Below are 13350 nucleotides of genomic sequence, written 5' to 3'. Positions count from 1 at the left end.
CGCCCATGTGGCGCGCCTTTTTGCATTGGGCGTCATCTTTCCAAAAGATTTGCCGCCACTGTCTTTGCCCAAAGCACGCCCGGAATCTAATATAGAAATGGAGAAACAACGGACCGATAAGCCGCCACAACGGCGGCACGGCTTGTTCCATCGCAGCGGCTGGCCTATAGAGTGGCGCAAACGCATTGCCAAAACGAGGTATTCATGGCCGGTCACTCCAAATGGGCAAACATTCAGCATCGCAAGGGCCGTCAGGACAAGCTGCGCGCCAAGGTGTTTTCCAAACTTTCCAAGGAAATCACCATCGCGGCCAAGATGGGCGACCCTGACCCGGAAAAGAACCCGCGTCTGCGCATGGCTGTGAAAGAGGCCAAGGGCCAGTCCATGCCCAAGGACAACATCGAACGCGCGATCAAGAAGGCAATCGGCGGCGAGGGCGAGGATTACGAGGAAATCCGGTATGAGGGCTATGGCCCGAACGGCGTGGCAGTGATCGTTGAAGCGATGACCGACAACCGCAACCGCACCGCCTCGACCGTGCGCTCGACCTTTACCAAGAACGGCGGCAATCTGGGCGAAACCGGTTCGGTCGGCTTTATGTTTGAGCGCAAGGGCGAGGTGATCTACCCCGCCGCCGTCGGCGACGCGGACACTGTAATGATGGCGGCGATTGAGGCCGGGGCCGAGGATGTGGAAAGCTCTGAAGACGGCCATGTGATCTATTGCACGGATACCGATCTTAACGATGTCTCGACAGCGCTTGAGGCGGAACTAGGCGAGTCTGAATCGACCAAACTGATCTGGCGTCCGACCACCACCACCGAGATGGACCTTGAGGCCATGGAAAAGCTGATGAAGCTGGTCGATGCGCTTGAGGAAGACGACGACGTGCAGCGCGTCACCACGAACTTTGAGGCCTCCGACGAGGTTATGGCGCAGCTTTAACGCGTCTCTTGCACCAGCGCCTCGCGCGCCGCAGCCCTTATGGCAGCGGTGAGCGGGGCCAGCGCGGGCGCCATGATCCGCGCCACTTGCCAATAGAGCGGCACATCCAACGGCAGAGCCTCGTCGAGCGAGACAAGACGGCCCTTCTTCATATCGTCAGCCACCAGCGGGGCAGGGTTCATGCCCCAGCCCAAGCCTTCGCGCGCCGCCGCCACAAATCCGTGACTTGAGGGCAGATGGTGGCTGGGCGGGGTGAGCCGCTGGCCGGTTTTCTGCAACAGCCAGCGCCCTTGCAACTGATCCTTGCGGTCAAAGGTGAGCATCGGTGCGCGGGCAAGCGCGGCGGGTGTGACGCCATCGGCGAACCAGTCTCTCACATAAGCGGGGCTGGCAGTTGCGTGATAGCGAAGCGCGCCTAAGGCCAGCACATTGCATCCCGGCGCCGCGCGGGCCTGTCCGGTGACTGCCGCGCTGACCTCTCCACGGCGTAGCCAGTCGGCAGATGTGTCCTGATCGTCGATCACCAAATCAAAGAGCATATCCGGTATCTGCGCCAAGGCCGGGATGAGCCATGTCGCCAGCACATCCGCAGGCACGGCGAGCCGAAGCCGAGGGGCGGTGACACTGTCGCTGGCCCCTAAAGCCTGCGCTTCCAGCAAGGCGACATCCTCGGCATGTTTGGCGAGCCGCTGGCCCAAAGGGGTTGGCGTGCAGGGCTGGCCACGCAGCACCAGGGTCGCACCCACCCGGTCCTCCAGAGACTTTAACCGTTGTGAGATCGCCGAAGGCGTCACCCCAAGCGCCGCCGATGCGGCATCGAAACTGCCGAGGCGCAGGATATAGGCAAGGGCGGTCAGTTGGGCACTGTCGAGCTGCATAAGTTTTGCTAATCCCGGCGAAAACTATTGAATTTGAGTAATCTGTACCGCCGCGGTAGGCAAAAGCAACCCAAGATAGGACGTCCCAATGCTGACCTCATTCCTCCCCGGCTTCGCTCTCAGCCTCACTCTCATCATGGCCATCGGCGCGCAGAACGCCTTTGTCCTGCGCCAAGGGCTGCGGCGCGAGTATGTGCTGGTGGTGGTGTTGGTCTGCGCCACCTCGGACGCGATCTTGATCACTGCCGGTGTGGCTGGCTTTGGCGCGCTGGCCGAAGCGGCACCGTGGTTCGGCCCATTGATGCGCTACGGCGGCGCGGCCTTCCTGCTGTGGTACGGTTGGCGCAATGCCGTGTCGGCATGGCGCGGCGGTGAGGGGCTGGAGGCCGAAGGTCAACCCACCCGCAGCTTGGGCAAGGCGGTACTGACGCTGCTGGCACTGACCTGGCTGAACCCACATGTCTATCTCGATACGTTGGTGCTGCTCGGGTCGATCTCGGCGCAATATCCTGATCGCTTGAGCTTTGGCATCGGCGCGGCTTTAGCCAGCTTCGTGTTTTTCTTTGCCCTTGGTTATGGCGCGCGGCTGCTTGCGCCGCTCTTTGCCAAGCCGCGCAGTTGGCAGGTTTTAGATGCACTGATCGCCTTGACCATGTGGGCAATTGCGCTCAAATTGCTTGCGATGTGAATAAAAGTGCCGCGGCCATCTTGCCCTTGGCAGCACTTTGGGAAAGGGTCGCGGCATGACACAAAACCCGGCCACCACCCCCGACATCCCCGTTCCCGCCAACCGCCCGCTAGTCGGGGTCTTTTGGATGCTGGTGACGGGGGCATGTTTCATCGGCGTGACCGCGCTGGTGAAATATATGGGGCCGCGCCTGCCTTCGGCAGAAGCAGCCTTTTTGCGCTACGCTATGGGATTGGTTTTCATCCTGCCGATGCTGCGGTCATTGTTGGCGACACCGGTCAGCAAACGGCAGTGGGGGCTGTTCGGGTTGCGTGGTTTTTTCCACGCGGGCGGGGTGATTTTGTGGTTCTACGCCATGACGCGCCTGCCGATTGCCGAAGTGACGGCGATGAACTACCTCGCGCCGATCTATGTCACCGTCGGCGCTGCGATTTTTCTGGGCGAAAAGCTCGCGGCGCGGCGCATTGTGGCCGTTTGTCTGGGGCTGGCGGGGGCGGCGATCATCCTGCGGCCCGGTTTCCGCGAAGTTTCAACCGGGCATTTGGCGATGTTGCTGGCAGCGGTGGTGTTTGCGGGCTCCTACCTCTTGGCCAAAGTGCTCGCCGATGAAGCGCGCCCGGTGATGATCGTCACCATGCTGTCGATCTTTGTGACCATCGGGCTTGCACCCTTTGCCTTCACCGTTTGGATCACGCCCACCGCGCAGGAATTGCTGATCCTCGCCGGCGTCGCCTTTTTCGCCACGGCGGGGCATTTCACCATGACGCTGGCCTTTGCCGCGGCCCCCGTGACGGTGACGCAGCCGGTGACTTTCCTGCAATTGATTTGGGCCACGATCCTTGGCGTCGTGGTCTTTGCCGAGCCGGTCGACATCTGGGTGGTGCTGGGCGGCGCGGTGATCTTGGGCTCGGTCACCTTTATTACTTGGCGCGAAGCGATGTTGAAACGGCAGGTCACGCCGCCCTCTCACGCCACGAAATTCTAACGGAGGCCGCGGCCTTCGGGAACTTGATTGACGCGTCAATAAAAAATCCCCTATCCTGAGGCAGTCGTCACTGCCCCAAGGACCCGAATCCAATGCCCAAAGTCGGAATGGAACCCATTCGCCGCTCTGCGCTGGTCAAGGCCACCATCGCCGAGATCGGTGAAGCTCAGTCGCTGGATGTGACGGTGAGCCAGATCGCCAAGCGGGCGGGCATGTCCAGCGCCCTGGCGCATCACTATTTCGGCGGCAAGAACCAGATTTTCCTCGCCGCGATGCGCCATATCCTGTCGGAATATGCGGCAGGCGTGCGTGAACGGCTGGCCACGGCCCGCACACCACATGACCGGGCGGCGGCGATCATCGTGGCCAGTTTCGACGACACCGGCTTTCACCCCGGCACGATTAGCGCGTGGATGACGCTTTATGCCCATGCCCGCACCAATCCCGAAACGCGGCGGCTGCTGACGGCTTACCAAAGCCGCCTGCGCTCCAACCTCACCCATGCGCTGCGGCCGATCAGCCCCCAACCCGAGGGCGACGCTGACACATTGGCGGCGCTGATTGATGGGCTCTATTTGAGGGCGGCACTGTCGGACAATGTCAGCGCCGCCGAAGCCATGACTCGCGCGCTCTATACCCTTGACCTGCTGCTGAAAGCGGCCCGCTGAACACCGCGGAGAAGGGCGGCATTGCCGCGCTCCGCCTCCTCGAACACTCCGCGCCTCAGGCAAGAAAGTATCTTTGATGTCTTATGATCCCCAACCCACAGCCAGCCATTTCATCGACGGCGCTTATGTCGAAGACACGAACGGCACGCCGATCCCGGTGATCTATCCCGCCACGGGCGAGACGATCGCGACGGTCTATGCCGCCACACCCGCGATCGTGGAACAAGCCATCACCTCGGCCCGCCGCGCACAGGCCGCCTGGGCCGCGATGACGGGCACCGAACGCGGCCGAGTGCTGCGCCGTGCCTCGGATATGATCCGCGAGCGCAACCACGATCTGTCGGTGCTGGAGACCTATGACACTGGCAAACCTTACCAGGAAACCTCCGTCGCCGATGCCACCAGCGGGGCCGATGCGCTGGAGTATTTCGGCGGGCTGGCGGGCAGTCTGACGGGCGAGCATATTCAACTAGGTGAAGACTGGGTCTATACCCGCCGCGAGGCGCTTGGCCTCTGTGTCGGGATCGGCGCGTGGAACTACCCCACGCAGATCGCCTGCTGGAAAGCCGCGCCCGCGCTGGCTTGCGGCAATGCGATGATCTTCAAACCCTCTGAGACCACACCGCTCTGCGCACTGAAAGTAGCGGAAATCCTAATCGAGGCTGGTCTGCCCGCGGGGCTTTTTAACGTCGTGCAGGGCATGGGCGAAGTAGGGCAGTCGCTGGTCACCGACCCGCGGGTCGACAAAGTATCGCTGACCGGGTCGGTGCCAACGGGCCGCAAGGTCTATGCCGCGGCTGCCGAGGGCATCAAGTACGTGACGATGGAACTGGGTGGCAAATCGCCCATAATCGTCTTTGAAGATGCGGACATCGACAACGCGGTCAGCGGTGCGATCTTGGGCAACTTCTACAGCTCCGGGCAGATTTGCTCCAACGGCACGCGGGTCTTCGTGCACCGCGACATTAAGGAAGCCTTCCTCGCGCGGCTTGCGGAACGCCTAGAAAACGCCGTGATTGGCGACCCGATGGACCCTGACACCTCCTTTGGCCCGATGGTCAGCGAACGGCAAATGCAGATTGCGTTGGACTATATTGCCAAAGGCAAGTCCGAGGGCGCGCGGTTGGCCTATGGCGGCGCGCGGATCGAGCGCCAAGGTTTCTACATGCAGCCTACCGTTTTCGCGGATGTCAAAGACGACATGGTGATCGCCCGCGAAGAGATTTTCGGCCCCGTCATGGCCGTGCTCGATTTTGAGGATGAGGCCGAGGTCATGGCCCGCGCCAATGCCACGGAATTCGGCCTCGCCGCTGGTGTCTTTACCCAAAACCTGACCCGCGCACATCGCGTCGCAGCCGGGTTTGAGGCGGGTACTTGCTACATCAACACTTATAACGACGCGCCGGTCGAAGCGCCCTTTGGGGGCATGAAGAACTCCGGCGTGGGCCGCGAAAACTCTAAGGCCGCGATCAACCATTATAGCCAGTTGAAGTCGGTCTATGTCCGCATGGGCAATGTCGAAGCGCCGTTCTGAGCAACGGAAAATTAGGCCTCAGCGCATAGAGCCGACAACGTCGGGCGCTGCCCCGCACCCGTGCGGATTTGCGGAAAGTGAGTGGAATGGAAGCTGAATTTGTCATCGTCGGCGCGGGGTCTGCGGGCTGCGCCATGGCCTACCGTCTGGCCGAGGCGGGCCGCAAGGTGATCGTCATCGAACATGGCGGCAGCGATGCGGGGCCCTTCATTCAGATGCCCGCAGCACTCAGCTATCCGATGAACATGCCACGCTATGACTGGGGCTATAAATCCGAGCCAGAGCCGCATCTGAATGGGCGGCAACTGGTCTGCCCGCGCGGAAAGGTGATCGGCGGTTCGTCGTCGATCAACGGCATGGTTTATGTGCGTGGTCACGCCAAGGATTTCGACCATTGGGAAGAAAGCGGCGCGCGAGGATGGGGTTATTCTGACGTGCTGCCCTATTACAAGCGCATGGAAACTTGGCACGAGAACGGTCACGGCGGCGATGCGGATTGGCGCGGCACGGACGGGCCTTTGCACGTCAGCCGGGGGCCGCGCGCCAATCCGCTGTTCGATGCTTTTGTGCAGGCGGGGTCGCAGGCCGGGTACCAGATGACCGAGGATTACAACGGCGAGAAGCAAGAGGGCTTTGGCCCAATGGAGCAGACCGTCTGGAACGGGCGGCGCTGGTCTGCGGCGAACGCCTATCTGCGCCCGGCGCAGAAGACTGGGAATGTGACGTTAATCCGCGCGCTCGCGCAGCGTGTGGTGATCGAAGAGGGGCGTGCCGTAGGCGTTGAGGTTAAGCGCGGCAGCGCGATCGAGATCATCCGCGCGCAGCGTGAAGTGGTACTGGCCGCGTCGTCGATCAACTCTCCAAAGCTACTGATGCTGTCCGGCATCGGCCCAGCAGCGCATCTGGCAGAACATGGCATCAACGTGGTCGCCGACCGTCCCGGCGTGGGGCAGAACCTTCAGGACCATCTGGAGCTCTATATCCAGATGGCCTCAAGCCAACCGATCACGCTTTATAAGCACTGGAACCTGCTGTCGAAGGCCGTCATCGGCGCGCAGTGGCTCTTTACCAAGACCGGCATGGGGGCGTCGAATCAGTTCGAATCCGCGGCCTTCATCCGCTCGAAGCCCGGCGTGGAATACCCTGATATCCAATACCATTTCCTGCCCATTGCCGTGCGCTATGACGGGCAGGCGGCAGCAGAGGGGCACGGGTTTCAGGCCCATACCGGGCCGATGCGTTCGAAGTCGCGGGGCAACATTACCCTGCGCTCGGCGGACCCGGCAGATGCGCCGAAAATCCGCTTTAACTACATGTCGCATCCCGACGATTGGGAAGAGTTTCGCACATGTATCCGTCTCACCCGGGAAATTTTCGGGCAAGAGGCTTTCAAACCTTTCGTAAAGCACGAAATCCAGCCCGGTGCGGCGCTGCAATCGGACGCGGAACTTGACAGTTTCATCGCTGAACATGCCGAAAGCGCCTATCACCCCTGCGGCACCTGCCGGATGGGCGCGGCCGATGACCGGAACGCCGTGGTTGACCCACAGGCACGGGTTATCGGAGTTGAGGGGCTGCGGGTGGCCGACAGTTCGATCTTCCCGCGCATAACCAATGGCAATCTGAACGCGCCGTCGATCATGGTGGGCGAGAAAGTCTCGGACCTGCTTTTGGGTCGTGATCCGCTGCCGCGCGCCAATGAAGAGCCTTGGCTGCACCCCAATTGGCAAGTGGCACAGCGCTGATCGTTAACCTGTCTTAATCTCGTCCCTTGAAGCTAGCGGGGCAGGGCGTCATACCTGCCTCATGTTAAGAATCTGTTCACTTTTCGCCCTCAGTCTAACGCTGAGTCTCTGGGCTGTCTCGGCTGATGCGCAAACCGTCTCTGGCGTGGTGCGTGTGATTGATGGGGATACCTTTGATCTTGGCGGCACGCGCATTCGTTTGCATGGGATCGACGCGCTTGAGGCGCGCCAGACCTGTGAAACAGAAGGTGGTCAGCCGTGGGCCTGCGGCGATTGGACAACGAGGGAGGTGCGCGACCGCTATCAAGGGGCAGAGGCCCAGTGCGAAGAACTGGATCGGGACCGCTATGAGCGCATCGTTGCGCGCTGCCGTATCGATGGTGTCGATGTGGGGCAGGCGCTGGTGCAAGACGGGTTGGCCTTTGCTTATCGAAAGTATTCGATGGATTATGATCTGGATGAAAAGGCCGCCTTTGTCGCAGCGCGTGGGATCCATGGGTTCAAAACGGTGTCCCCTGCACGCTACCGCGTGACCCGTCGCAGCGGGGCCGAGCCTGTCCGGGCTGAGGGGAGTTGTCAGATCAAAGGCAATATCAGTGCTAAGGGGACCAAGATTTATCATATGCCCGGGCAAGATTTTTACAGCCGTACCCGGATCAGCACCCAAAAAGGCGAACGTTGGTTCTGTTCAGAAGCCGAAGCCCGCGGCGCCGGCTGGCGGCGCGCGCAGCGCTGATCACTCTACCTGGTAGGGCAACACGTCGCGCAGATGAGGATCGACGACCAGCTGCCGCTCTAGCGGTGGAACGGAGCGTTGATGGCAATCACGGCGTTCACAGATACGGCAGGAAATACCAATCGGCTCAAAGGCTTCGGCGCGATTGATGTCCATCCCATCGGCATAGACCAGCGCTGGTGCATGGCGCACTTCGCACCCGAGAGAGATCGCGTAGCGCCGCACCGGCGCCCCAAAGCGCCCTGCCGGTTTTGAGATGTCGCGCGCCAGACTAATGTAGCGCACCCCGTCTGGGGTTTCGGCCAATTGCCGCAGGAATCGACCCGGCGTTTCGAAAGCACGGTGTACGTTCCACAGCGGACATGCGCCGCCGAAGCGGGCAAATTGCAAGCGCGTCGCCGAGTGACGTTTGGTGATCGTCCCCGCCTGATCCACGCGCACAAAGAAAAATGGCACGCCCTTCGCACCGGGCCTTTGCAAGGTCGACAGCCGATGCGCCACTTGCTCAATCGATGCCCCAAAATGCCCGGCCAAGACCTCAAGATCATGGCGGCAGGCCTGCGCTTTTTCCAAAAACCGCCCATAGGGCAACAACGCCGCACCGGCGAAATAGTTTGCAAGTCCGATTTTAGCAATGTCCCGCGCTGCCCGGCTGTGAAACCGCGCCAAATCGAGTGTCGCTTCTAGCAGCGCGTTCTGCCGCGTCAGTGCCACTTGCAACAAAAGCTGAAAGGTCTGAGTCTCAGGTGCCGCGCGGGAGGAGAGGTGCAGTGTTTTACTTGCCGGGTCATAGGCACGCAGGCGATCGTCATCAGCAAAGACCACCGCTACCCCGGCGGCATCAAGGGTCGCCATAGCTGTGGCGCGGGCATCGCCTGTCGTGCCCTCGCGGGTTGCAAAATGCTCTGCAGCGCGGTCGACGGCATCAATGTAATTGTCGCAATAGTGAAAAAAATCGCGCACTTCCTCCCAAGGGGACGGGGTGGCGCGGGCGTCTTCACGGCCAAGTGCTTCGTCTAGTGACGCAAGCCGTTCTTGCACCTGTCGGTAGCTTTGATGCAGGGCAAGAAACGCATGTGCCAATCCCGGTGCATTCGAAGCGGTGAGACGCAGATCGGCCATGGGGGGCGCCTTGCCCGCGAAAATTGGATCGGCCAACGCCTCGCGCAGATCACTTACCAATCGCTCCCCGTCGCCGCTGGAAAGCTCGGTGACATCCAGCCTGAATTCCGACGCCAGCGCGAGCACGACATTGGTGCTGACGGGCCGGTTATTGTTTTCCATCTGGTTGAGATATGGCAAGGATACGCCAAGCCGGGCGGCAAAGTCTTTTTGCGTCAGCCCCGCACGGGTGCGGGTCTCTCGCAACTTCACGCCAGCATAAAGTTTTTGAATCGCCATTCCCGCGCCTTTGCAACTTTGCAATTGGCCGAAGCGTAGCTTTGCAAACTTTCCGCCGCAAGTACGGTGGCGGGATTGGCGCAGGTTACAGACCCAAGACTTTCTCGCGGTGGATCACCAACCAGATGGAACCAACCGAGGCGATGGCCGTGAGCAACATCAGCCACAGGAGCGGGTAGGCACCCGTCTCAGGTGTGAGCAGCGCACCCGCCAGCGCGCTCAACGCCGCGCCACCGACGATCATGATCGCCCCGCCAAGGCCAGAGGCCGTCCCTGCCAAATGTGGCCGCACAGAAAGCATGCCGGCAGTGGCATTGGGGATGCATAGGCCATTGCCCAGCCCCACCAGTGTCATCAATCCGAAAAAGCTAAGAGGGGAGCCGTAGCCCGCGAGGAAAATTAAGAGTGAGACCGTGCCGCCCACCGCGTTAGAAACGCAGCCCCACAGCACGAGCGTGTTCACGCCAAAGCGCGTCGCCGTGCGCGCAGTGATGAAATTGCCGACGAAATAACCAATCGCGGGCGCGCCGAAATAGAGGCCCAGCACCGCAGGCTCCATTCCGAAAACAACCGTACCGACGAAGGGTGCACCGCCAAGATAGGCAAAGAATGCGCCCGAGCAGAACCCGGTCGCCATCGCATAGCCCCAAAATCGCGGAGACCGAAGCAGCTCAGGATATTCGCCAAACTGTTGCGCAAGGGTTTTACCGCTGGCGCGCGCTGTTTCGCCCAAGTCGGCCCATGCCACCCAGAACACGACACCGCCAAGGATAAGCATCGCCCAGAAGGACGCCTGCCAGCCGAACCCCTGTTCCAACAGGCCGCCTACGGCAGGGCTGATCATCGGAACAAGCGCCATCCCCATGGTGACATAGCCGATCATGGAGGCTGATTCTTCTTGGGTATAGAGGTCGCGGATCACAGCGCGGCTCAATACCATGCCCGTAGCGATCACAGCCTGCGCCATGCGAAAGACGAGAAAGACAGCGATGTTTGGCGCGAGAAGGCAGCCCACGGTAGCCACAAGAAACATGCCCAAACCCCAAAGCATCACGCGCCGCCGTCCAAGGTTGTCTGAAATCGGTCCGATAAAAATCTGTAATATGCCGCTAAAGAAAAGATACAGCGGAACCGAGAGTTGGATGACCGCATAGTCCGTGCCAAAATGCTCTGCCATCTTCGGCAGGCTGGGCAAAAAGATGTTCATCACCATCGCCGAAAGCCCGGCCAGCAGGATCAGCGTGGAAATGTGGGGTGGGGTCTTCCGATCTAAATACCGGACACGGGGGATATCGCTCATGCAAATGCAAGTAGTCTGGGGTATGAGAAATGTCCATGTTAACTAGATTGATTTGCAACTTTTCATTTTGCAGTTTTGCGTCTGTATTAGTTTTGCAAATTTGCAAAAATGCGCTTTGGTCGTCTGCGCTCCTCCGATAGAATGGTGAAAATCACAACAGGGGTGCGTCATGAAAGACATTCTCGAACAACTGGAGCGGCGCCGCGAAGATGCGCGCTTGGGCGGCGGTCAGGCGCGGATAGATGCGCAGCATGGCCGCGGCAAGCTGACCGCGCGGGAACGGGTCGATCTGTTGCTCGACGAAGGTTCGTTCGAAGAATTTGACATGTTCGTCACCCACCGCTGCACCGATTTCGGCATGCAGGATCAAAAACCTGCAGGTGATGGGGTGGTCACAGGTTGGGGCACAATCAACGGCCGCCTTGTCTATGTCTTCAGTCAGGATTTCACTGTCTTTGGCGGTTCCTTGTCGGAAACCCACGCGCAAAAGATTTGCAAGATCATGGACATGGCCGTGCAAAACGGCGCGCCTGTGATCGGCATTAACGATTCCGGCGGCGCGCGAATCCAAGAAGGCGTGGCAAGCCTTGCCGGCTATGCCGAAGTCTTCCAGCGCAACATCGAAGCTTCTGGCGTGATCCCGCAAATCAGTGTCATCATGGGCCCCTGCGCAGGCGGGGCGGTCTATTCGCCCGCGATGACCGATTTTATTTTCATGGTCAAAGACAGCTCCTACATGTTCGTGACCGGCCCTGACGTGGTGAAGACGGTCACAAACGAAGTCGTCACCGCCGAGGAGTTGGGCGGCGCCACCACCCACACGCGAAAATCGTCGGTCGCTGATGGTGCTTTTGAGAATGATGTCGAGGCGCTGGCCGAGGTGCGCCGCCTCGTTGATCTGCTGCCCGCCAACAACCGCGAGAAACCCCCAGTCCGCCCCTTCTTCGATGATCCCAACCGGATCGAACCTTCGCTCGACACGTTGGTGCCGGCCAATGCCAACACCCCCTACGATATGAAGGAACTGATTCTAAAGCTTGCTGATGAAGGCGATTTTTACGAAATCCAAGAAGAATTCGCTAAGAACATTATTACTGGCTTTATCCGCATCGAGGGTCGTACCGTCGGCGTCGTCGCCAACCAACCGATGGTTTTAGCAGGCTGCCTGGACATCGACAGCTCTCGCAAGGCGGCACGTTTTGTGCGCTTCTGCGACGCTTTTGAAATTCCAATCCTGACATTGGTCGATGTGCCCGGCTTCTTGCCTGGTACCGGGCAGGAATTCGGCGGCGTCATCAAACACGGCGCTAAATTACTCTTTGCTTACGGCGAGGCGACAGTGCCGATGGTTACAGTCATCACCCGCAAAGCGTATGGGGGGGCCTATGACGTGATGGCCTCTAAGCACTTGCGCTCGGATTTCAACTACGCATGGCCCACCGCCGAAGTCGCCGTGATGGGGGCCAAGGGTGCGACGGAGATCATCCACCGCAAAGACCTCAATGACCCCGAGAAAATCGCGCAGTATGCGAAAGACTACGAAGACCGATTCGCCAATCCTTTCGTCGCCGCCGAGCGGGGCTTTATTGATGAGGTGATCCAGCCGCGCTCTACCCGCAAACGGGTCGCCCGCGCATTCGCCTCACTGCGCAATAAAAAAGTGCAGACCCCGTGGAAGAAACACGACAACATCCCGCTCTGAGCTCACCCATGCAGTTTCATCCTTTCTTAAATACCGATCCCACAGGGGCCGCGCGCGGAACCCTCCGCAGGCTGGGTGGTTTCCTTCGTAAAGGAGGGCCAACCCATGCCGAACGCATCCATCAAAGACGAAAAGACCTACAAATCCCTGCGCGAGGACGGGGCGAGCAGGGAGAAAGCTGCCCGGATTGCCAATGCACAGGCAAGCGACAGCCAGCATCCCAGCGAGAAGGGGGGCAAACAGCGGCCCTACGAGGACTGGACCAAGGACCACCTTTACGATCGCGCGCAGGAGCTTGGGATAGAGGGGCGCTCGGATATGGACAAGGGCGCGCTCATCGACGCGCTCCGCAACCATTAGCGGCGCGTTTTGCTCGCGCATTTGCTTTGAGTGCGCTGTTTCTTGGGGTCGTAAAACCCGCGCTTGCGATTGACGTGCCATCGGGCCAAGCGATTGATTTACAAGAAGTCCTTGTCGAGGAATTGGGCGGGGAAACTTGGCTACGCTTTCGCTTTATCGCGCCACAGATCGCGACGGGGCCGGATACCATCGCATATGATCTGGCCGCGCCGGATATGGAGCACCTCTGCGCTGCAGTTGCGCTGCCCTATATGACCGAACATGCACTGGCTGGTCAGGTGATTGTTGTCTCGCTGGCCGACCGCCCGGTGGAGTTTGGCGCCGCAGATCCCGATGCGACCCAATATTTCGAAGCTTTTCGCGCTCAGAACGACACCTGTATTTGGGAGGGTTTGTGATGCGGACGCA

13 protein-coding genes are annotated in these 13350 nt (G+C 60.1%); 10 read left to right on the top strand and 3 right to left on the bottom strand.

Going from position 1 to position 13350, the window contains the following annotated elements; translation table 11 throughout:
- Window positions 1-204 precede the first annotated feature (204 nt).
- The gene (locus WNY61_RS06120; protein WP_342850569.1) at window positions 205-945 is read left to right on the top strand and encodes a YebC/PmpR family DNA-binding transcriptional regulator; all 741 of its coding nucleotides are present in this window, start codon (window positions 205-207) and stop codon (window positions 943-945) included.
- On the opposite strand, the gene WNY61_RS06115 is transcribed toward WNY61_RS06120, so the two are convergent.
- The gene (locus WNY61_RS06115; protein ID WP_342850568.1) at window positions 942-1823 is read right to left on the bottom strand and encodes a LysR family transcriptional regulator ArgP; all 882 of its coding nucleotides are present in this window, start codon (window positions 1821-1823) and stop codon (window positions 942-944) included. The two genes, WNY61_RS06120 and WNY61_RS06115, sit on opposite strands and share 4 nt — an antisense overlap.
- A gap of 88 nt (window positions 1824-1911) precedes the next feature.
- On the opposite strand from WNY61_RS06115, the gene WNY61_RS06110 reads away from it, so the two are divergent.
- The 6 genes from WNY61_RS06110 to WNY61_RS06085 all read left to right on the top strand — a co-directional run bounded on the left by WNY61_RS06110 (window position 1912) and on the right by WNY61_RS06085 (window position 8179).
- Window positions 1912-2511, top strand: coding sequence for a LysE/ArgO family amino acid transporter (locus WNY61_RS06110; protein ID WP_342850567.1), 600 nt, complete (start codon window positions 1912-1914; stop codon window positions 2509-2511).
- Window positions 2512-2566: 55 nt separating this feature from the next.
- On the top strand, window positions 2567-3496 hold the full coding sequence (locus WNY61_RS06105) for a DMT family transporter (RefSeq protein WP_342850566.1): 930 nt from the start codon (window positions 2567-2569) through the stop codon (window positions 3494-3496).
- A 92-nt stretch (window positions 3497-3588) separates the two neighbouring features.
- The gene (gene betI / locus WNY61_RS06100) at window positions 3589-4164 is read left to right on the top strand and encodes a transcriptional regulator BetI (RefSeq protein WP_342850565.1); all 576 of its coding nucleotides are present in this window, start codon (window positions 3589-3591) and stop codon (window positions 4162-4164) included.
- A gap of 76 nt (window positions 4165-4240) precedes the next feature.
- Complete coding sequence (gene betB, locus WNY61_RS06095) at window positions 4241-5698, top strand: betaine-aldehyde dehydrogenase (RefSeq protein ID WP_342850564.1); 1458 nt, start codon at window positions 4241-4243, stop codon at window positions 5696-5698.
- A gap of 86 nt (window positions 5699-5784) precedes the next feature.
- Window positions 5785-7443, top strand: a complete 1659-nt coding sequence (gene betA / locus WNY61_RS06090; RefSeq protein ID WP_342850563.1) for a choline dehydrogenase — start codon at window positions 5785-5787, stop codon at window positions 7441-7443.
- Window positions 7444-7504: 61 nt separating this feature from the next.
- Window positions 7505-8179: a thermonuclease family protein gene (locus WNY61_RS06085; protein WP_342850562.1), complete on the top strand. Its 675-nt coding sequence runs from the start codon at window positions 7505-7507 to the stop codon at window positions 8177-8179.
- On the opposite strand, the gene WNY61_RS06080 is transcribed toward WNY61_RS06085, so the two are convergent.
- The gene (locus tag WNY61_RS06080; RefSeq protein WP_342850561.1) at window positions 8180-9580 is read right to left on the bottom strand and encodes a short-chain fatty acyl-CoA regulator family protein; all 1401 of its coding nucleotides are present in this window, start codon (window positions 9578-9580) and stop codon (window positions 8180-8182) included.
- A gap of 85 nt (window positions 9581-9665) precedes the next feature.
- Entirely contained in the window at window positions 9666-10880 is a 1215-nt protein-coding gene (locus tag WNY61_RS06075; RefSeq protein WP_342850560.1) for a multidrug effflux MFS transporter, read from the bottom strand.
- 169 nt (window positions 10881-11049) lie between these two features.
- Between WNY61_RS06075 and WNY61_RS06070 the strand changes: the two genes are divergently transcribed.
- From WNY61_RS06070 to WNY61_RS06060, 3 genes are all read left to right on the top strand, one after another.
- Window positions 11050-12582 carry an acyl-CoA carboxylase subunit beta gene (locus WNY61_RS06070; RefSeq protein WP_342850559.1) on the top strand — a complete coding sequence of 511 codons (1533 nt, stop codon included), beginning with the start codon at window positions 11050-11052 and terminating at the stop codon, window positions 12580-12582.
- Between the two features lie 105 nt (window positions 12583-12687).
- Window positions 12688-12942 (top strand): Rho termination factor, encoded by a 255-nt coding sequence (locus tag WNY61_RS06065; RefSeq protein ID WP_342850558.1) that lies wholly within the window; start codon window positions 12688-12690, stop codon window positions 12940-12942.
- A gap of 26 nt (window positions 12943-12968) precedes the next feature.
- A complete protein-coding gene (locus WNY61_RS06060; RefSeq protein WP_007119253.1) occupies window positions 12969-13340 on the top strand; it encodes a DUF6497 family protein in 372 nt (123 codons plus the stop codon).
- Window positions 13341-13350: the final 10 nt, after the last annotated feature.

The sequence above is a fragment of the Sulfitobacter sp. AS92 genome, assembly GCF_038900015.1.
Lineage (GTDB): Bacteria > Pseudomonadota > Alphaproteobacteria > Rhodobacterales > Rhodobacteraceae > Sulfitobacter.
Note: the sequence above shows the minus strand (reverse complement) of the source record. Positions and strands in the feature narration are given on the sequence as shown.